Annotated in this window: 21 protein-coding genes; 14 read left to right on the top strand and 7 right to left on the bottom strand. The window is 65.3% G+C overall.

Features of this window, described 5'->3' with window-relative positions; translation table 11 throughout:
- Nucleotide 1: 1 nt before the first annotated feature.
- Entirely contained in the window at nucleotides 2–928 is a 927-nt protein-coding gene (locus ACVIHF_RS08635) for a LysR family transcriptional regulator (protein WP_028331483.1), read from the bottom strand.
- A 155-nt stretch (nucleotides 929–1083) separates the two neighbouring features.
- On the opposite strand from ACVIHF_RS08635, the gene ACVIHF_RS08640 reads away from it, so the two are divergent.
- The 12 genes from ACVIHF_RS08640 to ACVIHF_RS08695 all read left to right on the top strand — a co-directional run bounded on the left by ACVIHF_RS08640 (nucleotide 1084) and on the right by ACVIHF_RS08695 (nucleotide 15311).
- Nucleotides 1084–2115 (top strand): class 1 fructose-bisphosphatase, encoded by a 1032-nt coding sequence (locus tag ACVIHF_RS08640; RefSeq protein ID WP_375167101.1) that lies wholly within the window; start codon nucleotides 1084–1086, stop codon nucleotides 2113–2115.
- A gap of 10 nt (nucleotides 2116–2125) precedes the next feature.
- Nucleotides 2126–3001, top strand: coding sequence for a phosphoribulokinase (locus ACVIHF_RS08645; protein WP_092080122.1), 876 nt, complete (start codon nucleotides 2126–2128; stop codon nucleotides 2999–3001).
- The gene (gene tkt, locus ACVIHF_RS08650) at nucleotides 2998–5019 is read left to right on the top strand and encodes a transketolase (RefSeq protein WP_253609430.1); all 2022 of its coding nucleotides are present in this window, start codon (nucleotides 2998–3000) and stop codon (nucleotides 5017–5019) included. Before ACVIHF_RS08645 ends, tkt begins: the two co-directional genes overlap by 4 nt.
- Before the next feature lie 15 nt (nucleotides 5020–5034).
- The gene (gene fba, locus ACVIHF_RS08655; protein WP_283062445.1) at nucleotides 5035–6117 is read left to right on the top strand and encodes a class II fructose-bisphosphate aldolase; all 1083 of its coding nucleotides are present in this window, start codon (nucleotides 5035–5037) and stop codon (nucleotides 6115–6117) included.
- 36 nt (nucleotides 6118–6153) lie between these two features.
- Nucleotides 6154–7611: a form I ribulose bisphosphate carboxylase large subunit gene (locus tag ACVIHF_RS08660; protein WP_038382128.1), complete on the top strand. Its 1458-nt coding sequence runs from the start codon at nucleotides 6154–6156 to the stop codon at nucleotides 7609–7611.
- A gap of 12 nt (nucleotides 7612–7623) precedes the next feature.
- Nucleotides 7624–8049 (top strand): ribulose bisphosphate carboxylase small subunit, encoded by a 426-nt coding sequence (locus ACVIHF_RS08665; RefSeq protein WP_076833455.1) that lies wholly within the window; start codon nucleotides 7624–7626, stop codon nucleotides 8047–8049.
- Nucleotides 8050–8158: 109 nt separating this feature from the next.
- Nucleotides 8159–9100: a CbbX protein gene (gene cbbX / locus ACVIHF_RS08670; RefSeq protein WP_253609429.1), complete on the top strand. Its 942-nt coding sequence runs from the start codon at nucleotides 8159–8161 to the stop codon at nucleotides 9098–9100.
- Nucleotides 9097–9813 (top strand): HAD family hydrolase, encoded by a 717-nt coding sequence (locus ACVIHF_RS08675; protein ID WP_253609428.1) that lies wholly within the window; start codon nucleotides 9097–9099, stop codon nucleotides 9811–9813. Before cbbX ends, ACVIHF_RS08675 begins: the two co-directional genes overlap by 4 nt.
- A gap of 612 nt (nucleotides 9814–10425) precedes the next feature.
- Entirely contained in the window at nucleotides 10426–11496 is a 1071-nt protein-coding gene (gene chvE / locus ACVIHF_RS08680; protein WP_456791897.1) for a multiple monosaccharide ABC transporter substrate-binding protein, read from the top strand.
- Nucleotides 11497–11652: 156 nt separating this feature from the next.
- Complete coding sequence (gene mmsA, locus ACVIHF_RS08685) at nucleotides 11653–13233, top strand: multiple monosaccharide ABC transporter ATP-binding protein (RefSeq protein ID WP_456791898.1); 1581 nt, start codon at nucleotides 11653–11655, stop codon at nucleotides 13231–13233.
- The gene (gene mmsB, locus ACVIHF_RS08690) at nucleotides 13230–14420 is read left to right on the top strand and encodes a multiple monosaccharide ABC transporter permease (RefSeq protein WP_168857111.1); all 1191 of its coding nucleotides are present in this window, start codon (nucleotides 13230–13232) and stop codon (nucleotides 14418–14420) included. Before mmsA ends, mmsB begins: the two co-directional genes overlap by 4 nt.
- A 57-nt stretch (nucleotides 14421–14477) precedes the next feature.
- The gene (locus ACVIHF_RS08695) at nucleotides 14478–15311 is read left to right on the top strand and encodes an inositol monophosphatase family protein (RefSeq protein WP_456791899.1); all 834 of its coding nucleotides are present in this window, start codon (nucleotides 14478–14480) and stop codon (nucleotides 15309–15311) included.
- A gap of 240 nt (nucleotides 15312–15551) precedes the next feature.
- Here ACVIHF_RS08695 and ACVIHF_RS08700 read toward each other — a convergent pair whose 3' ends face one another.
- Entirely contained in the window at nucleotides 15552–16907 is a 1356-nt protein-coding gene (locus tag ACVIHF_RS08700) for a glycosyltransferase family 87 protein (RefSeq protein ID WP_253609424.1), read from the bottom strand.
- A 212-nt stretch (nucleotides 16908–17119) separates the two neighbouring features.
- On the opposite strand from ACVIHF_RS08700, the gene ACVIHF_RS08705 reads away from it, so the two are divergent.
- Nucleotides 17120–17815: a DUF4336 domain-containing protein gene (locus ACVIHF_RS08705; protein ID WP_253610053.1), complete on the top strand. Its 696-nt coding sequence runs from the start codon at nucleotides 17120–17122 to the stop codon at nucleotides 17813–17815.
- 32 nt (nucleotides 17816–17847) lie between these two features.
- Here the strand turns inward: ACVIHF_RS08705 and ACVIHF_RS08710 are convergent, their stop codons facing one another.
- A complete protein-coding gene (locus ACVIHF_RS08710) occupies nucleotides 17848–18774 on the bottom strand; it encodes a GlxA family transcriptional regulator (protein ID WP_253609423.1) in 927 nt (308 codons plus the stop codon).
- 104 nt (nucleotides 18775–18878) lie between these two features.
- Here ACVIHF_RS08710 and ACVIHF_RS08715 point away from each other — a divergent pair, with 104 nt between their 5' ends.
- The gene (locus ACVIHF_RS08715; protein ID WP_253609422.1) at nucleotides 18879–19706 is read left to right on the top strand and encodes a dienelactone hydrolase family protein; all 828 of its coding nucleotides are present in this window, start codon (nucleotides 18879–18881) and stop codon (nucleotides 19704–19706) included.
- Here the strand turns inward: ACVIHF_RS08715 and ACVIHF_RS08720 are convergent.
- From ACVIHF_RS08720 to bluB, 4 genes are read right to left on the bottom strand one after another with little or no spacing between them, the layout of a single operon-like run.
- The gene (locus ACVIHF_RS08720) at nucleotides 19689–20435 is read right to left on the bottom strand and encodes a CbtA family protein (protein ID WP_253609421.1); all 747 of its coding nucleotides are present in this window, start codon (nucleotides 20433–20435) and stop codon (nucleotides 19689–19691) included. The genes ACVIHF_RS08715 and ACVIHF_RS08720 overlap by 18 nt on opposite strands.
- 10 nt (nucleotides 20436–20445) lie before the next feature.
- On the bottom strand, nucleotides 20446–20658 hold the full coding sequence (locus ACVIHF_RS08725; RefSeq protein ID WP_253609420.1) for a CbtB domain-containing protein: 213 nt from the start codon (nucleotides 20656–20658) through the stop codon (nucleotides 20446–20448).
- On the bottom strand, nucleotides 20655–20999 hold the full coding sequence (locus ACVIHF_RS08730; protein WP_253609419.1) for a hypothetical protein: 345 nt from the start codon (nucleotides 20997–20999) through the stop codon (nucleotides 20655–20657). Before ACVIHF_RS08730 ends, ACVIHF_RS08725 begins: the two co-directional genes overlap by 4 nt.
- Nucleotides 20977–21609 carry a 5,6-dimethylbenzimidazole synthase gene (gene bluB / locus ACVIHF_RS08735; protein WP_253610052.1) on the bottom strand — a complete coding sequence of 211 codons (633 nt, stop codon included), beginning with the start codon at nucleotides 21607–21609 and terminating at the stop codon, nucleotides 20977–20979. The genes ACVIHF_RS08730 and bluB overlap by 23 nt, the downstream gene beginning before the upstream one ends.
- Nucleotides 21610–21626 lie beyond the last annotated feature (17 nt).

Raw genomic sequence — 21626 nt, forward strand, 5'->3', positions numbered from 1 at the left:
GCTAGTTTGAATTCGGCAGATAGCGCCAGCCCTCCTTGCCGAGGAAATCCAGCATGGCCTGCGCGGGCGGCAGCAGGATCTTGTCGGCGCGCCTGATCGCGTGCCACTGCCGGACGATCGGCAGGCCCTTCACCTTGAGCACCACCAGCCGGCCGTCCTCCAGCTCATGGAACACCGTGTGCTGGGAGATGAAGGCGATGCCGAGCCCGGCCATCACCGCCTGCTTGATGGTCTCGTTGCTGTCCATCGCCATGCCGAGTTTCGGCTCCAGCCCGACCCGCTCGAAATATTGCTGCATCAGCATCCGCGTCCCCGATCCTTGCTCGCGAGTGATGAAGGTTTCGTTGGCGAGCTCCGATGGGGCGACGTGCCGCCGCCGCGCCAGCCGATGATCGGGCGCGGCGACGATGAAGTGCGGATGCCGGCCGAGCGGCTTCATCTCGACCTCGACGTCGGCCGGCGGCCGGCCCATCACCGCGATGTCGAGATCATAGCCGCGCAGCGCGTCGCGAATCTCCTCGCGGTTGCCGATCCTGAGCGTGACCTCGATCTTGGGAAAGCGGCGCGAGAACGCCGCGATCGCGAACGGCACGAAGTATTTCGCGGTGGAGACCGCGCCCATCGCGACGCGGCCGCCGCTGCGGCCGGCGATCATGTCGAGCGACTGCTCGCAATCCTTCAGCGCCGCCTCGATCCGCTCGACCAGCGTCAGCACATGCGCGCCGGCATCCGTCAGCGCCATACCGTCGCCGGTGCGCTGGATCAGCGGCAACCCCGCGAGCGCCTGCAGGTTGCGAAGCTGCAGCGTCACCGCGGGCTGCGTCAGGTTCAACCGGTTGGCGGCCGACGTGATCGATCCGGCCTCGTGCAAGGTCGACAGTGCGCGCAGCTGGCGGATGGTGAGATCCCGTGAGAAGTTGCCGGCCATGACAAGCTCCATAAGAAATACTTTGCCCGGACCAAAGATAATAAAATTTCCCTAATTGGGCAATTCGCGCGTTGATAGGGCGAAGGCGACTCCCCTGAGGTCGCCTCTCGAAGCCTCGGGACAGAGGGCGCGATCATAGGGAGAGGCCGGTGGAGATTCGTCCTGCATTGCATGCCCATCTGGAGTGGCCGACGCAACACAACCCGTTGCGCGCCGCGACCGTTGTGGTGATCGAAGCCCTTGCGCGTGCGGCGATCGAGCTCTCGCGCATCATTGCCGCCGGGCCGCTCGCCGGAGTCGGCGGCGAGAGCGGCGGCGTCAATCCCGACGGCGATCGCCAGAAGACCATCGACATCGTCGCCGACGACCTGATGCGGAACGCGCTGCGCGCCGCGCCGGTCGCCGCAGTGCTGTCGGAGGAAGTCGAACTGCCCGAGACGCTCGATCCCGACGCGCCGCTCTGCGTCGCGATCGATCCGCTCGATGGATCCGCCAATCTCGAAAACAACATCTCGATCGGCACGATCTTCTCGATCCGGCCGAAGGGAAACGACGTCATCTCGACCTTCTTCGAGCCCGGCACGGCGCAATGCGCCGCAGGTTGCTTCATCTACGGTCCACAGACCGTGCTGGTGCTGGCGCTCGACCAATGCGTCGACTGTTTCACGCTGGACCCGCGAACCGGTGAGTTCGTCCTGACCGCGCGCGATCTGCGCGTGCCGCAGGATGCGTCGGAATTCGCCATCAATGCCTCGAATCGGCGGCACTGGAGCGGCCCGGTGCGCAGCTACATCGACGAGTGCCTCGCCGGCGTGAACGGTGAGCGCGGGCAGGACTTCAACATGCGCTGGATCGGCTCGCTGGTCGCCGAGGCCTACCGCATCCTGATGCGCGGCGGCGTGTTCCTGTATCCGGCGGATGCGCGCCAGGGCTACCGCGAAGGCCGGTTGCGTCTGCTGTACGAGGCGCATCCCATCGCACTGATCATGGAATGGGCGGGCGGCGCCGCGTCGAACGGCCGGTCGCGCATTCTCGAACTGTCGGCACGCACGCCGCATCAGCGTGTGCCCCTGATCATGGGATCGGCGCGCGCCGTGCGCGACGTCGATGCGATCCACCTGACCGTCGAGCCGTTGTTCGAAAGCAGCGATGCCCCGCTGTTCGCGCGGCGCGGCCTGTTCCGCTGAGGAGGACCGCATGTCACGTCGGCATCCCATCATCTCGATCACCGGCTCCTCCGGGGCCGGCACCACCTCGGTGAAGAAGACCTTCGAGAACATCTTCCGCCGCGAGAACGTGGTCGCCGCCTATATCGAGGGCGACGCGTTCCACCGCTACGACCGCGCCGAGATGCGCAGCCTGATGGCGGAGAGAGCCGAGCGCGGCAACAAGCACTTCAGCCATTTCAGCCCCGAGACCAATTTGTTCCAGGAGCTGGAGAAGCTGTTCAGCGACTATGCCGAGACCGGCACCGGAACCACGCGGCACTATGTGCACGACGAGGAGGAGGCGCGGCTCTACGGCGCCAAGCCCGGCACCTTCACCGCCTGGGAGGCGCTGCCGGAGAATTCCGACCTCCTGTTCTACGAGGGCCTGCACGGCGCCGTGGTCACCGACAAGGTGAATGTCGCGCAGCATGCCGACCTCAAGATCGGCGTCGTGCCGGTCATCAACCTCGAATGGATCCAGAAGCTGCACCGCGATCGCAGCCATCGCGGCTACTCCACCGAGGCGGTGACCGACACCATCCTGCGCCGCATGCCGGACTACGTGAACTACATCTGTCCGCAATTCACCGAGACCGACATCAACTTCCAGCGCGTGCCGACCGTCGATACGTCGAACCCTTTCATCGCGCGCTGGATCCCGACGCCGGATGAATCGATGGTCGTGATCCGCTTGAAGAACCCGCGCGGCATCGACTTCCCCTATCTGCTCTCGATGATCCCGAACAGCTTCATGTCGCGCGCCAATTCGATCGTGGTGCACGGCGCCAAGCTCGACCTCGCGATGCAGCTCATCCTGACCCCGCTGATCCTGCAACTGATCGAACGAAAGAGGCGAACGATATGACCGCACTTGCGTCCGTAGCCAGCCGCCCCGAAATCAGCCACGACGAGATGGCCAACGCCATCCGCTTCCTCGCCGTCGACGCGGTCGAGCAGGCGAAATCCGGCCACCCCGGCATGCCGATGGGCATGGCCGATGTCGCGACCGTGCTGTTCACGGACTTCCTGAAGTTCGACCCGGCCGATCCGGCGTGGCCCGACCGCGACCGCTTCGTGCTGTCGGCCGGTCACGGCTCGATGCTGCTCTACGCGCTGCTTTACCTCACAGGCTACGAGAGCATGACGCTCGACCAGCTCAAGGCGTTCCGGCAGTGGGGATCGAAGACCCCGGGCCATCCCGAGTACGGCCACACCCCGGGTGTCGAGACCACGACCGGGCCGCTCGGGCAGGGGGTTGCGACCGCGGTCGGCATGGCGCTTGCCGAGCGGCTGATGAACGCCCGCTTCGGCGACGACCTCGTCGACCACTACACCTATGTGATCGCCGGCGATGGATGCCTGATGGAAGGCATCAGCCATGAGGCGATCTCGCTGGCCGGCCATTTGCGGCTGAACCGCTTGATCGTGCTGTTCGACGACAATCATATCTCGATCGACGGCGCCACCTCGCTGTCCTGCTCGGACGACCAGACGGCGCGGTTCAAGGCCAGCGGCTGGAACGTCAACCGCGTCGACGGCCACGATCCGCAGGCGATCACCGCGGCGATCAGGCAGGCGCGATCGAGCGATCGTCCGTCGTTGATCGCCTGCCGGACGGTGATCGGGTTCGGCGCGCCGAACCGGCAGGGCAGCGAAAAGGTGCATGGCGCGCCGCTCGGTGCCGATGAGGTGGCGAAGACCCGTGCCGCGCTGCGCTGGCCGTATCCGGCATTCGAGATTCCCGATGCGGTGCTGGCGGAGTGGCGCGAGCTCGGCGGCCGCGGCCGCGACGCACGGCGGGCCTGGATCGAGCGTTCGCGCGGCGCCTGCAAGGGCGACAGGGCCGAGCGGTCTCCGTTCCACGATGCGCTGAACCGGAAATTGCCCTGCGCCTATGCCGAGGCGATGGCCAAGCTGGTGGAGCGGTTCGCGACCGAGCGGCCGAAGCTCGCCACGCGGCAGGCTTCGCAGCAGGTCATCGACGTGATCGCGGAGGCGTTGCCCAATTTGCTGGGCGGCTCGGCCGACCTCACGCACTCCAATCTGACGCTGGCGAAGTCGCAGGTTTCGGTGCGGCCGGAAACGCTCGACGGCAGCTACATCCACTACGGCATTCGCGAACACGGCATGGCCGCGGCGATGAACGGCGTCGCCCTGCACGGCGGGTTCATTCCCTATGGCGGCACCTTCCTCAGCTTTGCCGATTACAGCCGGCCGGCGATCCGCCTTGCGGCGCTGATGGGGATCCGCGTCATCCATGTGATGACCCACGATTCCATCGGACTCGGCGAGGACGGGCCGACGCATCAGCCGGTCGAGCATCTGGCGGCGCTGCGCGCGATCCCGAACGTCCTGGTGTTCCGCCCGGCCGATGCGGTCGAGACGGCGGAAGCGTGGGACTGCGCGCTGAAGGCAGAGACCTCGCCGTCGATCCTCTGCCTGTCGCGGCAGGCGCTGCCGACGGTTCGCGACGGCAGCAAGGACAACCAGGTCGCGCTCGGCGCCTACGTTCTCGTCGAGCCGGCCTTCGCGCGTGACGTCACCCTGATTGCAACGGGTTCGGAGGTGGCGATTGCGCTCGAAGCCGCAAAGCTGCTGGCGGAAGACGGGGTACAGGCCGCGGTCGTCTCGGCCCCGTGCTTCGACCTGTTCCGCCAGCAGCCGAGCGACTATCGCGCCCAGGTGCTGGGCAGCGCCCCGCGCGTCGGCGTGGAGGCTGCGGTCGAGGGCGACTGGACGCGTTGGCTCGGAGACGACGGTGCATTCGTCGGCATGGCCGGCTTCGGCGCTTCCGCGCCGGCCGACGTGCTCTACCGCGAATTCGGCATCACGCCCGCGGCAATCGCTGCTGCAGCAAAACAGCTCATTCAACGAGCGAATTGAAAGGAGGACGCCACCATGGCGCGGATAACCCTGAGGCAGTTGCTGGACCACGCCGCCGAACGCGGCTACGGCGTTCCGGCCTTCAACATCAACAATATGGAGCAGGGCCTCGCCATCATGGAGGCGGCGGCTTCCTGCGATGCGCCTGTCATCATCCAGGCCTCGCGCGGCGCGCGCTCCTATGCCAACGACATCATGCTGGCGAAGATGATCGACGCGCTCGAGGAGATGCATCCGCAGATTCCGCTCTGCCTGCATCTCGATCACGGAAACGAAGAGGCGACCTGCGCCACCGCGATCCGTTACGGCTTCACCTCCGTCATGATGGACGGCTCGCTCAAGGCCGACGCCAAGACCGCAGCCGACTATGACTACAACGTCGATATCACCCGCCGGGTGGTCGACATGGCGCACTGGGTCGGCGCGTCGGTCGAAGGCGAGCTCGGCGTGCTCGGCTCGCTCGAGCATGGCGGCGGCGAGCAGGAGGACGGTCACGGCGTCGAGGGCAAGCTGAGCCATGACCAGCTGCTCACCGATCCGGATCAGGCGGTCGACTTCGTCCGCGCCACCAAGGTCGATGCGCTTGCAATCGCGATGGGTACCTCGCACGGCGCCTACAAGTTCACGCGGCGGCCCGACGGCGAGATCCTGGCGATGCGCGTGGTCGAGGAGATCCACAGCCGCCTGCCGAACACGCATCTGGTGATGCACGGCTCGTCCTCGGTACCGCAGCCGCTGCAGGACATGTTCAACCAGTTCGGCGGCGAGATGCCGCAGACCTGGGGCGTCCCGGTCGAGGAGATCGTTCGCGGCATCAAGCACGGGGTGCGCAAGGTCAATATCGACACCGATTGCCGCCTGGCGATGGCGGCGGCCTTCCGCAAGGTCGCCGTCCAGTCGAAGAGTGAGTTCGATCCGCGCAAATTCCTGAAGCCGGCGATGGATGCGCTACGCGAACTCTGCCGTGACCGCTTCGAGCAGTTCGGCACGGCCGGCAATGCCGCCAGAATCAAGGTGGTTGCACTGCCGGAAATGGCTCGCCGCTATCGCGCCGGCGCGCTCGATCCGCAAATTGGAAAGATGACCCAGGCCGCCTGAGCAAATGGCGACGAACCACAGGAGATTTCGATGAATATGCAGCAGTCGATCACCGTGCGCGGCAAGGATCGCTACAAGTCCGGCGTGATGGAATACAAGCGGATGGGCTATTGGGAGCCGAACTACGAGCCCAAGGACACCGACGTCATCGCCTTGTTCCGCGTCACGCCGCAAGACGGCGTCGATCCGACCGAAGCCTGCGCGGCTGTGGCGGGCGAATCCTCGACCGCGACCTGGACCGTGGTGTGGACCGACCGGCTGACGGCCGCGGAGAAATACCGGGCGAAGTGCTACCGCGTCGATCCGGTGCCGAATTCGCCGGGCAGCTACTTCGCCTACATCGCCTATGACCTCGACCTGTTCGAGCCGGGCTCGATCTCGAACCTGACCGCCTCGATCATCGGCAATGTGTTCGGGTTCAAACCGCTGAAGGCATTGCGGCTCGAGGACATGCGGCTGCCGACTGCCTATGTGAAGACATTCCAGGGCCCGGCGACCGGCATCGTGGTGGAGCGCGAGCGGCTCGACAAGTTCGGCCGTCCATTGCTCGGCGCCACCGTGAAGCCGAAGCTCGGCCTGTCCGGCCGCAACTATGGCCGCGTCGTCTATGAGGCGCTGAAAGGCGGGCTCGATTTCACCAAGGACGACGAGAACATCAACTCGCAGCCCTTCATGCACTGGCGCGAGCGCTTCCTCTACTGCATGGAGGCGGTCAACCGCGCGCAGGCCGCGACCGGCGAGATCAAGGGGACCTATCTCAACGTCACCGCGGCGACCATGGAGGATATGTACGAGCGCGCCGAGTTTGCCCATGAGCTCGGCTCCAACATCGTCATGATCGACCTTGTGATCGGCTACACCGCGATCCAGTCGATGGCGAAGTGGGCGCGCAAGAATAACATGATCCTGCATCTGCATCGCGCCGGCCACTCGACCTACACGCGGCAGCGCAGCCACGGCGTCTCGTTCCGCGTGATCGCGAAATGGATGCGGCTCGCCGGCGTCGATCACATCCATGCCGGCACGGTGGTCGGCAAGCTCGAAGGCGATCCAAACACCACCCGCGGCTATTACGACATCTGCCGCGAGGACTTCAATCCGTTGCACCTGGAGCACGGCGTGTTCTTCGACCAGAACTGGGCGAGCCTCAACAAGCTCATGCCGGTGGCCTCGGGCGGCATTCATGCCGGCCAGATGCACCAGCTGCTCGATCTGCTCGGCGAGGACGTCGTGCTGCAGTTCGGCGGCGGCACCATCGGCCATCCCCGCGGCATCCAGGCCGGCGCCACCGCCAACCGCGTCGCGCTGGAAGCCATGATCCTCGCCCGCAACGAGGGGCGCGACTACGTCCATGAGGGGCCGGAGATCCTGGCCAAGGCGGCGCAGACCTGCACGCCGCTGCGCGAGGCGCTCGACGTCTGGAAGGACGTCACCTTCAACTACGAGTCGACCGACGCCCCCGATTTCGTTCCCACGCCGAGCATGGCGGTCTGAGAGGAGATACTCATGCGCGTTACCCAAGGCTGCTTCTCGTTCCTGCCCGATCTCACCGACGAGCAGATCGCCGCGCAGGTGCAATACTGCCTCGACAAGGGTTGGGCGGTGAACATCGAGTTCACCGACGATCCGCATCCCCGCAACACCTATTGGGACATGTGGGGCCTGCCGATGTTCGACCTGCGCGATGCGGCGGGCATCATGAAGGAGCTCGCCGACTGCCGACGGGTCTATGGCGACCGCTATATCCGGATCTCCGGCTTTGATTCCAGCCCGGGCTGGGAGTCGGTTCGCATCTCCTTCATCGTCAACCGGCCGCAGGAGGAGCCAGGCTTCCGGCTCGACCGCCAGGAGGCGGCCGGACGCAATCTGCGTTATGCGACCCATTCCTATGCAGCGGGCCGCCCCGAAGGCGAACGCTACACCGATCATTGACCGCGTCCGGCTTGCAAACCAGGCGGGTTGCTCCCTCGACCGTCCTGGTCCGGATGCACTTCTCCGTCGTCGCCGCCGCGGCGACGGAGCTTTTCCAGGCGAGAGGACAATGACGCAAGCGCAAGAACAGATCAGCGAACAAATCCGCGAGACCCCGCTCGAGACTATCGACCTTCGCCATGAATTCGCCGACCTCGGCATCGGCGACGTGCTCGACCAGCTCGATTCCGAATTGATCGGCCTGAAGCCGGTGAAGACCCGCATCCGCGAGATCGCCTCGCTGCTGCTGGTCGAACGCATCAGGCAGAAGATGGCGCTGGCGACGACGTTTCCGACCCTGCACATGTCGTTCACCGGCAATCCCGGCACCGGCAAGACCACGGTCGCGCTGCGGATGGCCGGCATCCTGCACAAGCTCGGCTTCGTGCGCCGCGGCCACGTCATCAGCGTCACGCGCGACGACCTCGTCGGCCAATATATCGGCCACACCGCGCCGAAGACCAAGGAGATCTTAAAGAAGGCGATGGGCGGCGTGTTGTTCATCGACGAGGCCTATTACCTCTATCGCCCGGAAAACGAGCGCGACTACGGACAGGAGGCGATCGAGATCCTGCTGCAGGTGATGGAGCAGCAGCGCGAGGATCTGGTGGTGATCCTGGCCGGCTATGGCGACCGCATGGAGAAATTCTTCCAGAGCAATCCGGGCTTCCGCTCCCGCATCGCGCATCACATCGATTTCCCCGACTATTCCGACGGCGAGTTGCTCTGGATCGCCGAGCTGATGTTGCAGCAGCAGAATTATCAGTTCTCTCCGGAAGCCCGCGAGGCCTTCATCCGTTACATCGCCGTGCGCAAAGAACAGCCGCTGTTCTCCAATGCACGCTCGATCCGCAATGCGCTCGATCGCATCCGGCTGCGCCAGGCCAACCGGATCGTGGCGAAGCTCGACCGCACGCTCACCGCCGACGACGTGATGTCGATCGAGGCCGGCGACGTGCTCGCCAGCCGGGTGTTCGTCAAAGGCGCCGGTGCGGCGGGCGAGGGACGATGAACGAGGCGCTCGCCGTGATCCGGACCGCCGGGATGCGCGACATCATTGCGAGCGCCCGCGCCTTGATCTTCGATGTCGACGGCACGCTCGCCGAAACCGAGGAGGTGCACCGCCGCGCCTTCAATGAAGCCTTTGCCGAAGCCGGGCTCGATTGGTTCTGGGATCAGGTCACTTACGCGCGGCTGCTGCGGGTGGCCGGAGGCAAGGAGCGCATCCGCGCCTTCGACCAGCGCAACGCGGTCCCAATGCTGACATTCGCCGAGATCGCTGACCTGCACAGGATCAAGACCGCGCGCTACGCCGTGCTGATTGCCGCGGGCGGCTGCCCGTTGCGGCCGGGCGTCAGGGCCTGGCTCGCCGGCGCGCGCAGCCGCGGCCAGCGCCTCGCGATCGCAACCACCACCTCGCACGGCAATATCGATGCGCTGCTTTCGGTTTCGCTCGGGCTGGACTGGGCCGATCAGTTCGAGGCGATCGTTGCCGGCGACGACGTGCCGCGCAAGAAGCCGGCGCCCGATGTCTACACCGAGGTCCTGACCCGGCTCGGGCTCGGGCCGGGAGATTGCGTCGCAATCGAGGATTCCGGCAACGGCCTCGCCGCCGCGGCGCGCGCCGGCATCCCCGTCGTCATCACCCGCAGCACCTATTTCGGCGACGACGATTTTGCCGAGGCTTTGCTGGTTGTTGACGATCTCTCTGACATCGACGCCTGAAGCTCGCTGCCCCCGGCCGGCAGCTCAGGCCAATTTATTCAGATGGTGAAATAAATGGCGCTTGCATCCATAGCAGGGTGAAGGCACAATCCGGCGAAAGGTTACCAGAAGCGGTGCTGCACCACCTGGGAGGCGATAGGACTTGCCAGCGATTCCGGACAGTACCCCTGCGACCCTCCGCGTCTCCGATCAATTTCTTCGGATAATGAAATAAATGGCCAGTCGGCGCTTGCGTCCACATTGCAGCGGCAACATCAACCAAAGGGTGCAGAAAACGGCAGCGCACCGCCAGACGTCCTGTCGGACGCTGGCGCTCGCCAACGATTCCGGGAGACCGGCGCCTCATGATCCTCCACGTCATTCCTGCGCCTCGTTCGTCCCACGACATGACTCGCGACTGAACCCGGCATTGCGGGATCGACATGGCCGATCGTGCGGAGCGAGCATCGGCGCTGTTGACGGGGTCGATCGACATTCCGCAATTTCGGTTCGTGACGGTCCCGGCGCCGATCCGACATCGCCGTAGATCTGCGGTCCGCCCACGAACGATAGCCGTCGATTGACGCTGTCCACGGCAACGGTACCCCAACTCAAAAAACGAGGGAGTGAAGCATGTTCAAATTGAAGACCTTGTTCGCGCTCGCGCTGGCCGGCCTTGCCGCGGCGGTGTCGGATCGCGACGCGCTCGCCCAGAGCAAGCCGACCATCGGCATCGCGATGCCGACCAAGTCCTCGGCACGCTGGATCGACGACGGCAACAACATGGTCAAGGTGCTGAAGGAGCGCGGCTACGGCACCGATCTGCAATATGCCGAAGACGACATTCCGAACCAGCTCTCCCAGGTCGAGAACATGGTGACCAAGGGCGCCAAGGTGCTGGTCATCGCCGCCATCGACGGCACCACCTTGTCCGATGTCCTGAAGCAGGCCAAGGCCCAGGGCATCACGGTGATCGCCTATGACCGCCTGATCCGCGGCACCCCCAACGTCGACTATTACGCGACCTTCGACAATTTCCAGGTCGGTGTGCTGCAGGCCCAGTCGATCGAGAACGCGCTCGGGCTCAAGGAAGGCAAGGGGCCCTTCAACATCGAGCTGTTCGGCGGCTCGCCCGACGACAACAACGCGTACTTCTTCTACGACGGCGCGATGTCGGTGTTGAAGCCCTATATCGACAGCGGCAAGCTCGTGGTCGGCAGCGGCCAGACGGGCATGAACAAGGTTGCGACGCTGCGCTGGGACGGTGCGACCGCGCAGGCGCGGATGGACAACCTGCTCAGCGCGTTCTACGGCAAGAAGCGCGTCGACGCGGTGCTGTCGCCCTATGACGGCCTGTCGATCGGCATCATCTCCTCGCTGAAGAGCGTCGGCTACGGCAGCAAGGACCAGCCGATGCCGTACATCAGCGGGCAGGATGCCGAAGTCCCCTCGATCAAGGCGATGCTGCGCGGCGAGCAATACTCGACCATCTTCAAGGACACCCGCGACCTCGCCAAGGTGACCGCCGACATGGTCGACGCTGTGCTGAGCAAGAAGGAGGTCGCCGTCAACGACACCAAGACCTACAACAACGGGGTCAAGGTGGTTCCGTCCTATCTCCTCAAGCCGGTCGTGGTGGATAAGAACAATTGGGAGAAAGTCCTGATTGACAGCGGCTACTACAAGCGCTCGCAATTCGACTAGAGCGTTTTCGAGCGAAGTGGGTACCAGTTCGCGTGCGGAAAACGCATCAAACTAGAATCTGGAGCCCCGTTCCGATTTAATCGGAACGGAATGGGCTCTAGGGCGGAGCGGCAGCGAGCCGGGCCGGGGACGATCGACGCTGCGGGACATGATCCGATGACGGCAATGCTTGAGATGCGCGGCGTCAGCAAGAGCTTTGCCGGCGTGCAGGCGCTGCGCGACGTCAGCTTCACCGTCGAGGCCGGGCAGATCCATGCGCTGGTCGGCGAAAACGGCGCCGGCAAGTCGACCTTGATGAAGGTGCTGAGCGGGGTCTATCCGGCCGGCAGCTACGATGGGTCGATCGTGTTCGACGGCGAGGAGCGGCGCTTCCGCGACATCAACGACAGCGAGGCGCTCGGGATCATCATCATCCATCAGGAGCTGGCGCTGATTCCGCTGATGTCGATTGCCGAGAACATCTTTCTGTCGCATCCGCCGTCGCGGTTCGGCGTCATCGACCGCAACGCGGTGCATCGGCGGACCGCCGAGCTGTTGGCGCAGGTCGGCCTGCGGGAGCCGCCGGATACGCTGATCACCGACCTCGGCGTCGGCAAGCAGCAGCTCGTGGAGATCGCCAAGGCGCTGTCCAAGCGGGTGCGTCTCCTGATCCTCGACGAGCCGACCGCAAGTCTTAACGAGGCCGACAGCGCCGCCTTGCTCGAGCGTCTCCTGGCCTTCCGCGAGCAGGGCATCGCCTCGATCCTGATCTCGCACAAGCTGAACGAGGTTGCGCGGGTCGCCGACCGCATCACGGTGCTGCGCGACGGCCGCACCGTCGACAGCATCGACTGCCGCACCGAGCGCATCGAGGAGGACCGCATCATCCGCAGCATGGTTGACCGCGATCTGGCGCATCGTTTTCCCGAGCGGAAGGCGGAGATCGGCGAACCCGTGATGACGGTGGAGAACTGGTCAGTGTATCACCCGCTGCATACCGAGCGGCAGGTGATCAAGAACGTCGACTTCACACTGCGCCGCGGCGAGGTAGTCGGCATCGCCGGCCTGATGGGCGCCGGCCGCACCGAGTTCGCCATGAGCCTGTTCGGCCGCGCCTGGGGCACCAACGTCTCCGGCAAGGTCCGCCTCGATGGACGCGAGGCCGATCTGTCCAGCGTGCCGGCCGCGATCGATGCCGGCATCGCCTATGTCACCGAAGACCGCAAGCAGCTCGGGCTGATCCTTGCCGCCGACGTCCGCAAGAACGTGACGGTGGCGAGCCTGCGCCAGGTGTCGGATCGCGGCGTGATCGACGATGTCGCCGAGCTGAAGGCCGCGAGCGACTACCGCACCCGGATGCGGATCCGCTGCTCCGACGTCTACCAGGCGACCGGCGACCTCTCGGGCGGCAACCAGCAGAAGGTCGTGCTGTCGAAATGGCTGATGACCGATCCGAGGGTGCTGCTGCTGGACGAGCCGACGCGCGGGATCGACGTCGGGGCGAAATACGAGATCTACTCCATCATCAACGAGCTGGCGGAGGCCGGCAGGGGCGTCGTGGTGATCTCCTCGGAGATGCCCGAGCTGCTCGGCATCTGCGACCGGATCTGCGTGATGAATGACGGCGCCTTCGTCGGCGAGTTCGCAGGCCACGATGCGACGCAGGAGAAGATCATGCGCGCCATCATGCGCAATGTCAGAATGTCCGGACGCCGCGCCGACGAAAGGGTGGCACGCGCCGGAGGAGGGGCACCATGACCGACAAGACGGTATCACTTCCCGAGGCCCCCAGGCATTCCGGCTTCATCAAGAACAATCTGCGCAACTACGGCATGCTACTGTCGCTGCTCGCGATCATGCTGTTCTTCGAGATCGTGACCGACGGCACGCTGTTGCAGCCGCTCAACCTCACCAACCTCGTGCTGCAGAACAGCTACATCGTCATCATGGCGCTCGGCATGCTGCTGGTGATCGTCACCGGGCATATCGACCTTTCGGTCGGCTCGGTCGCGGGCTTCGTCGGCGCCGTCGCGGCGGTGCTGATGGTGCGCTACCATGTCAGCTACCCGATCGCCTTCGTCGCCTGCCTCCTGGTCGGCGCCGCGATCGGTGCGGCCCAGGGCTACTGGGTGGCCTATTTCGGCATTCCGTCCTTCATCGTGACGCTGGCGGGCATGCTGGTGTTCAAGGGCCTCGCGCTCGCTGTCCTGCAGGGCCAGTCGGTCGGGCCGTTCCCGCCGACCTTCCAGAAGCTGTCGTCGGGCTTCATCCCCGAGCTGTTCCCGAGCGCCGGCACGCTCTATCCGACGTCGCTCGCGATCGGCATCGTCCTGGCGTTTGTCCTGGTGCTGGCGACCGCCAGGAGCCGGGCGCGCGAGCAGGCGCACGGTATCGCCGTCGAGCCGTATGCGTTTTTCATCGTCAAGAGCATCGCGCTGGCGGGCGCGGTGCTCTACTTTACCTACCTGATCGCCTCGCATCGCGGCCTGCCCAACGTGCTTGTCATCATGACCGTCCTGATCGCGCTCTATGGCTTCGTCACGCGGCGGACGGTGATCGGGCGGCAGATCTACGCGGTGGGCGGCAATGCCAAGGCGGCGAAACTGTCGGGCGTCAAGACCGAACGGCTCACCTTCTTCACTTTCGTCAACATGGGCGTGCTGGCCGCGCTCGCCGGGCTGGTGTTCGCAGCCCGGCTCAACACCGCGACGCCGAAGGCCGGCCTCGGCTTCGAGCTCGATGTGATCGCCGCCTGCTTCATCGGCGGTGCCTCGGCCTATGGCGGCGTCGGCCGGGTCGGCGGCGCGGTGGTCGGCGCCATGATCATGGGCGTCATGAACAACGGCATGTCGATCCTCGGTATCGGCATCGATTATCAGCAGGTGATCAAGGGCCTCGTGCTGCTTGGCGCCGTCTGCATCGATGTCTACAACCAGCGCCGCTGACCGCCACGCAGTCACAATTCCACGGTAGGGTGCCGGCGCAACGCAGGAGAATGCCGCGTGAAACTGTCCCATGCCGATACGCTGAATATCGGAGCCATCCTTGCCGAAGTGGGTCGCAGCGAGATCATGCCGCGGTTCCGCCGCGTGCGGGAGATCGAGGTCCGCACCAAGACATCGGCATTCGACGTCGTCACCGAAGCCGATGAGCTGGCGGAGCAGGCGATATCGGCGGCGCTGCTGCGGGCGTTTCCGAATGCGGTTGTGATCGGCGAGGAGGGCACCGCGCGTGATCCGGCCGCGCTCGATCAGGTCGGAACCGCGGAGCTTGCCTTCATCATCGATCCGATCGACGGCACGCGGAACTTCACCTCGAGTCTTCCGCTGTTCGGCACCATGGTGGCCGCCACCATGCGCGGCGAGATCGTGTTCGGCGCGATCCATGATCCGGTCAGCAACGACACCGCATTCGCGCTGCGCGGCGAGGGCGCGTGGCTCGCGATGCCGGACGGCCGGCGGCATGACCTCAAAGTGGCTCCCGCCGTGCCGGTCAAGCAGATGGATGCGATCGTCGGCGTCAACTTCCTGCCCGAGCCGCTGCGCACGATCGTCGCCGGCAATCTTTCCAGGCTCGGCGGCAGCGCCTGGCTCAGATGCGCCGCGCACGAATATCGCATGGCGGCGTCCGGACATTGCCATCTGCTGTTCTACAAAAAGCCGATGCCATGGGATCATGCCGCGGGCTGGCTGTTGCATCGCGAGGCCGGCGGCTACAGCGCGCATTTCGACGGATCACCCTACCGGCCGGTCAATCTGACCGGCGGCTTGCTGTGCGCACCCGACGAGGCGAGCTGGCACGCGGCGCGAGAGGCGATCCTGATGCCGGCTGGATAGCAGCGGACGCCGGTTCGTCGCGTTGCGGCGGTTATGAGCCACATTGGTTTTCGGATTCAACTGTCAAACAGCTTGTTCGGTGCGAAAGCAGGGACCCATACGCCGCGGCAGGTGTTGTGAGTGGGACTCGTTGTCCCAACATCGTTCAACAATCAGCATTTGTGGTTATGGGTCCCTGCTTTCGCAGGGACGACACCCAATATGGGTCGGCGTTTGTGGGTCATACCTTCGCTTAGGGCGTCAGGCCTGCACGATTTCGCCGTCCAGCAGGGGCAGATGCCTGATGCGGCGCACGACTAGGATGGCAACTGCCGCGGCGGCGATCGGTGCCAGTTGCAGGCCGTGGGCGCCCGCGGGCACCATGGCGAATGGCGTCAAATATAGCGCCGCGAGGGCGATGCGCTCATAGGGCAGCCAGCCCTGTGCAAGCGCCTGCGCGATCAGCCACGCGCCCGGGATCGCCAGGATCACGACCTCATAGTTGCCCAGCGACGGCACGCAGAGGCCGGTCATCGCCACCATCAGCGCGATCTCGGCGGCGCCGCCGGGACGTTTTCGCAGCACCAGGACCAGGACGGCGATCGCGATCGCGGCCGTGGTCACCTGGACGAGCCAGGCCGTGCTGCTGGATCCGCCGGCCAGCCTGACCGCGGCATAGGGACTGGCGAACTTCTCGAAACCGGGGCCGCCGCCGAGGCTCCAGGCGCTTGCCTCCGGCAGCACGGCAACAAACTTGATCCACGGGTCGATCCCGAAGACGGCGGTGGCCGCCAGCACAAGCACGAGCGTCGTTGCGGCCGCTGCAGCCAGCGCGCGCCAGCGCCGCGTCAGGATCAGCACCAGCGGCGCAAGCAGGGCGATCTGCGGCTTGTAGCTGAAGCACCCGAGCAGCGCGCCGGCGATCACCGGGTAGCGGTCCAGCGTGGCGGCCGATCCGCCGAGCAGAGCCGCCGAGAACAGCGAATTCTGTCCGAATAGCGCGCACACCCACACGGCGGGAAAGGCGAGCGCTGGAACGACGGAGCCGCGCTCGAGCATGGCTCTCACCGCGGCTGCATAGGCGGCGCCGGTCGCGAAGATCCAGACGACGGCCGCCGTTGCAAAGGGAACCAGTGCAAAGGGCAGCCAGAACAACAGCGACGTCGGCGGGTAGAAGAACGGTGCGTAGGTGTTCTGACCGAGCACGGCGGCTACAGCGGCGCGGCCCGCGTCGCCATAGGCGTCGCCGGCGCGGCCTTCGAGCGCGAGCTTCGCCGCGGTCCAGAACGCCGCGAAATCATGGCCGACATCCATCGTCGGCACAGCCCATGGGATGATCGCGATGCAGGCGATGAACAGGACGAGAAATACGCGGGTGAAGGCGGTGACACGGTCAGCCGTGAGCCAGTCGGCCTCACGCAGCGCGGAGACCAGCACGCCCGCGCCGGACTGCCGTGAATGCGCGATTGCCACCTGCGGCTGACCTGTGGACGTAGTTGGGCTGATGGTCGCGCGCGGCATCGCAGCGCCACGACCCGCGTCATCCGCCGCGAAGTGACGCGCGGCGTCATCAGCGAAGGCCAGCCTGTGTCCCTCGAGGTCCGACTTCTGCGACATCGGCCGCTTCATCCCAATCGCGTCGTGCACGCGCAACATTTGGATCAAATCGTCTAAGGTTGCGTAAACCCGATCGTTGCAATTGGCCGCGGCGCAATCGGAACCGATGATCGACATTGCCCCTTGTCCGCGGCCTGTCACGCCGGGCATGGTAAATGAACCCGCAACGCCGGCGGCAGCATGCGGCGATCTACGGTCAGGTTTCATCGCAAATGGCGATATTGCAGCAGTTCGGCCACGACATCTGGATTGCCGGGGGGCCGAACCTTGCGATCGCCGGGTTTCACTATCCGACCCGGATGGCCGTCGTCAGACTGGCGGACGGCGCCCTTTTCATCTGGTCGCCGGTCCGGTTGACGGAGCAATTGCAGGCCGGCGTCAACGCGCTCGGCCAGGTCAGGCACATCGTGGCGCCCAACTCGCTGCATCATCTGTTCCTCGCCGAGTGGAAGCAGGCCTATCCTGCCGCTGTGCTCCACGCCCCGCCGGGCCTGTGCAAGCGGCGCCGTGACCTCGGCTTCGATGCCGATCTCGCGGATGGGCCGAGCCTCGACTGGGCCGGACAGATCGATCAGGTGGTGATGCGCGGCAACCTGATCACCACGGAGGTGGTGTTCTTCCATGTCGAAAGCGGCACCGTGCTGTTCACCGACTTGCTGCAGCAGATTCCTCCCGAACTGGTCTCGGGTTGGCGCGCGACGATCGCGAAACTCGACCTGATGGTCGGGCCGGAGCCGTCGGTGCCGCGCAAGTTCCGCGTTGCCTTCACGGGCCGCCGTGCCGCGCGCGCGGCCTTACAGAGGATTCTGGCGTGGCCCGCCGAAAGGGTGCTGATGGCCCATGGCACGCCAGTCGAAAAGGATGCGCCGGCATTCTTGCGCCGCGCCTTCGCATGGCTCTCGGCGTGATGATTTCATCGCTGATGTGGCGTCGTTGCGGATCAACCGCTTGAACGGAAATGCCGCGGCGAATGCCGCGTTTCGCGCCGGATCAGCCGGCGGAGGGTCGAGGGCTCGGCATATCCGACCTTGCCCGCGATCTCTTCGACCGACAGGCGCGTGGTCTCGAGCAACGACCGCGCCGTCTCGATCCTGATGCGTTGCACGAATTGAATGGGCGACACGCCACAGATCGACTCGAGCCGTCTGGCAAATGTCCGCGGCGTCAGCGCGACGGCGGTGGCAACGTCTCCGACCGTGAAGTCGCGCGCGATGTTGCTGCGCACCCATTTCTCGGCCCTGGCAACCTTGGGGTCCTGGCTGGCAAGATAATTGATCGCCATGAACGGCGCCTGCGAATGCCGCTCGCCAAGCAGCAGGTAGTTGGCGCAGCCCTTGGCCAGCGCCGGGCTGCCGAAACGCGTGATTACCGCAAGCATCAGGTCCATCTGCGCCATCGCCGCGCCGGCGGTTGCGATCGGCCAGTCGGCCACCACCATCCGCTCCGTCATCAACTCGACATTCGGATAGCGTTGCCGAAACAGCGGCGCGAACCACCATGTCGTGGTCGCTCGCTTGCCGTCGAGCAGGCCGGTCTCCGCGAGCAGGAAGCTGCTGGCGCAGGACGCGGCGAGCATCGCGCCGCTCGCGAACGCCGTGACCAGCATGTCGCGGGCGTGCCGACATGCCGGTGTCGCCAGCTTCCGCTCCAGCTCGCCGGCCGATGCCGAGCCGAGCCCGGGAACGATGACCAGGTCCGCGCCGCGCAATCGGGCGGCGCGCCGCTTCGGCCCATAACGCAGCGTCGTCACCTCGAAGCGCGCGCGCTTCGACGTACTGATCCGGTTGGCGGTGGCCAGCACGTCGTGGGTGATGGCGGCCGCTGACGCGAGGCAGCCGTCGATCTCGACAACCGCGATCCTGGTCATGTCATAAAATCCGCGATCAATGTCATTTTTGACACTAGCTGCCGGGCCGGAAAATCGCAACTCTGGTGCCGAGACGCTGCCGATCTCGATCAGGAGGACCGCCGATGCCGAACCGGCCGATGACCCAGGACGATCCGCTCGAGGATTTCGAGCGCCGCCAGATTACCCTCGATGGGGCCGGCAAGACCGTCCATGTTGGCGGCGCAGGTCCTGCGGTGATCGTGATGGCGGAGATGCCGGGCATCAGCCCGCATGTGGCGCGCTTCGCCCGCTGGGTTCGCGATGCCGGATTCACCGTCTATATGCCGTCGCTGTTCGGCCGTGACGGCGCTATTGCGAGCGCGGAGGAGGGCGCAGCGGTGTTTCAGCGCGCCTGCGTCAGCGCGGAGTTTCGTGCGATGGCCGCAAACCAGTCCAGTCCCGTGACGCAATGGTTGCGCGCGCTGGCGCGATTTGCCCATGGCGAATGCGGCGGTCCCGGTGTCGGGGCCATCGGGATGTGCTTTACCGGCAATTTCGCGCTCACCATGATGCTGGAGCCGTCGATGCTGGCGCCGGTGCTTTCGCAGCCGTCATTGCCATTGAACGATCCGGCGGGCATCGAGATCGCACCGGAGCAAGTCAAGGCGGTGCGCGAGCGGTTGGAGCGCGAAGACCTGACCGTGCTGGCCTATCGCTTTGAGGGCGACAAGTTCTGCATGGCGCAGCGCTTTGCGGCCTATCGCGAGGCGCTCGGCGACCGCTTCATCGGGCGAGTGCTTCCCGACAGCGCGGCGAACCGCGATGTGCCGCCGTTCTTCCGGAATTTCGTCACGACACCGCACAGCGTCGTGACTGTGCATCTGATCGACGAGGCCGGCCAGCCGACCATCGCGGCCCGCGATGAGATCCTGGCGTTCTTCCGGCAGCGGCTGTCACCCGCGAGCGGATGAGCTTGGCTGGTCGAAATAGGCGAATGCGGCGCTCGTCAGGCTGCCCAGCAGGGACCAGAACACCAGACTGGTCAGCGTGACGGCGACCATGAACTGATGCGACAGGGACGAAGGCACGTTGGTCTCGACGTGCTCCAGCTCGGGCGCGCCGATCAGATGCGGCAGCATGATCAGGACCACGCCGGCGATGGCGGCCGGCATCGAGCGCCGGAACGCGATCAGCCCGAGGCCGGCTGCGGTCGCCAGCACCGCCGTCACCCACCAGATCTGGCGCGAAAGCAGCGGAGCGGTGGGGACCCCCGGCAATTCAGGCGGCAGTCCAAGGCCCGGAGCAATGGTGAAGACGGCGAAACCGGCGAGGCCCCACATCAAGCCTTCATGCCACGAGATCCGCTCGCCGGTCGCGCCGCTGCGAACCGCAAGGAAGCCGCAGAGCAGAAGCGCAAAACCGATCGCGGTCAGGATGTTTGCCCCCGCGGTATAGACGTTGCGTTCCAAACCGTCGCGCGGCTCCCAGGCCTCCGCGCCATGATCATGATCCGCATGATCATGGACGAGGATCACCTGCGGTGGCGCGGCGGCTTCGTGCTTGTGCGTGGCCGCCTTCTCGTAGACCTCGGCCCTGAGGATCAGGGGAACGGTGCCGAACTGCTGGACCGCCGTGACGATCAGGCCGACGATGAACCCGGCAATGACCGACGAGAAGACGATCGAGCGAAACGTGCTCATGCCAAGGAGATCAGTGGCAGGGGAAGGCGTTGGAATGGCGCACGTCATGCGCGGCGTTGTGGATTACGTCGATGTGCGAGAAGCCGACCACGCCGACGATGAACAGGCCGAGCGTCATGGCTATCAACGACTGTGCAAGCCGTCCGACCTGTCGGGTGGCGATCGGCAGATGCGTGACCTGAGCTTGAGTAACCTGGGTTTGCGCGGTCTGGGACTGGCTCATGGTCGTTCTCCACATTCGATTTGATCGGCTTCTAGCAGCTTTCGGGTGATGTCGCGACTGGTAAGATGCAAATTTGTTCCAAGGGGAATGCGCTTGCGCTCGATCTTGGCGTGTGCGGCTGCCTTGAAGGCTGGTTCAAACCGCCTGAAATGGGCGAGGCATGCGTCCACCGTCGGGTCGATGCCAAGCAGCGTGCGAAAGGCGCCCCGATGCACCGCGCAGATCGCGTTGTGCCCCGGGACGGGAAAGACCAGCGAGGCGATGTCGGCGCGCCAGTGCGCGTCACAGCTCGAGGTGCCGTCGCCGGCAGGGGCTCGGTCAGCGTCGGACGGTGAATTCATCCGGACCTCGCCGCGATTCCCACTTGGCCTGTTCGAGCTCCGGGCGGTCGCACTCGGTCTGGGGGTAACCGATGCAGAGATAGCCGATAAATTTCCAGGAGTCCGGGATTTCCAGAACGCCATGAATGCGGTCTGGATTGAGGATCGATACCCAGCCGATGCCGATGCCTTCGGCGCGCGCGGCAAGCCACATCGAGCAGATCGCGGCCACCACGGAATATTCCGACGTCTCCGGCATCGTCGCGCGGCCGAGACCGGCGCCGATCCGGTCGGTCTTCTCGGCAAACACGGCGAGGTGGCCCGGCGCCTCCTCGAGGCCCGATAATTTCAACGCGGCGTATTTTGTGGCGCGCTCGCCCGAATAGGACCGCAGCGCATCGGCGTTGCAGGCCTTGAAGTCGTCGATGACAGCGCGGCGTCGTGTCTTGTCGTCGACAATGACGAACCGCCAGGGCTGGCTCAGGCCGACCGAAGGCGACAGGCAGGCGATCTCGATCAGCCGCTCGATCGCACCATCCGGCAGCGGATCGGCCCGGAACCGCCGCACGTCGCGCCGCCACACGAACAGTTCGTGCAGTTGGCGGCGAAACGTATCGTCGAATGAGACCATCGCGGGGCCTTTGGCGG

It is taken from the genome of Bradyrhizobium sp. USDA 4506 (assembly GCF_054058795.1).